Origin of the sequence: Deinococcus planocerae (assembly GCF_002869765.1) — a bacterium.
In the GTDB taxonomy this organism is placed as follows: domain Bacteria; phylum Deinococcota; class Deinococci; order Deinococcales; family Deinococcaceae; genus Deinococcus; species Deinococcus planocerae.
This window is the reverse complement of record NZ_PNOR01000088.1, coordinates 1-1,315: the sequence shown is the minus strand read 5'-3', so window position 1 is coordinate 1,315 and position 1,315 is coordinate 1. Positions and strand designations below refer to the sequence as shown.

Annotated in this window: 1 protein-coding gene; it reads left to right on the top strand. The window is 70.0% G+C overall.

All coding sequences use genetic code 11. The features are described from left to right. A partial coding sequence (locus A7B18_RS21080; RefSeq protein ID WP_245873003.1) for an NCS2 family permease occupies window positions 1-1,315 on the top strand: 1,315 nt, incomplete at both ends.

The following is a 1,315-nucleotide window of genomic DNA, read 5'->3' as shown; positions in this document are numbered from 1 at the left end:
ACCGTCTCGCGCGAGATGAGGGCGGGCCTGACGACCTTCCTCACGATGAGCTACATCCTCTTCGTGAACCCGCAGGTGCTGTCCGCGGCGATCAACGTGCCCAACGCCTTCGTGCAGCTCCTGATGACCACCGCCCTCGCCGCCGCCTTCGGCTCGCTGGTGATGGGTTTGGTCGCCAAGTACCCCTTCGCCCAGGCGCCCGGCATGGGTTTGAACGCCTTTTTCGCCTTCACGGTGGTACAGGGGCTGGGCGTGCCCTGGCAGACCGCCCTCGGTGCGGTCTTCATCAGCGGCATCCTGTTCGTGCTCCTCAGCGTTCTTGGCGCGCGGCAGGCCATCGTGCGGGCCATCCCCACCTCGCTGAAGTTCGCGATCACGGGCGGGATCGGGGCCTTTCTGGCCTTCCTGGGGCTGCGCAGCGCCGGGCTGGTCGTCAGCAACGAGGCGACCCTGCTCGGGCTGGGCTCGCTGCGGGCCCCGACGGTGTGGCTGGCCCTGCTCGGCCTGGTCATCGCCGCCGTGTTGATGAGCCGCCGGGTGACCGGCGCCATCTTGTGGAGCATCCTCGCGACCACCGCCATCGCCATCGCCACCGGCGCCGCCGTGTATGCGGGGGGGGAGAACGGGGCCCTGCGGGCCTTCCCCGGGTTCAGCGGCGCCTTCCTGGGCATCTTCGGCACGCCGGTCTGGCCCTCCTCCCTCGTCGGACAGCTCGACATCGCGGGGGCGCTTGGCCTGGGGCTCCTCAGCGTCGTGTTCACCTTCTTCTTCGTGGACTTCTTCGACGCGACCGGCACCCTGACGGGCCTCGCCCAGCGCGCGGGCTACCTCGACGCCCAGGGGGACATGCCCCGCGCGCGCCGGACCTTCGCGATGGACGGGCTGGCCGCTATGTTCGGCGCCTTCGTGGGCACGAGCACGACCACCGCCTATGTGGAGTCGGCGAGCGGCATCGGGGAGGGCGGGCGCACGGGGCTGACCGCCGTGACGGTGGGGGTGCTCTTCCTCCTCGCCATGTTCCTGTGGCCGCTCGCCGCCGCGATTCCGGGAGCCGCCACCGCGCCCGCCCTGATCCTGGTCGGCGCCCTGATGATGGAGGGCGTGCGCCATGTGGACTGGGACGACATCAGCGAAGGGTTGCCCGCCTTCCTGACGGTGATTGCCATGCCGCTGACCTTCTCCATCGCCAACGGGGTGTCCCTGGGCGTGATCAGCTACTGCGCCATCAAGCTGCTGAGCGGGCGGGCGCGGCAGGTCAGCCCCATCCTCTATGTCGTGGCGGCCCTGCTCCTCGCCCGTTACATCTGGCTGGGCG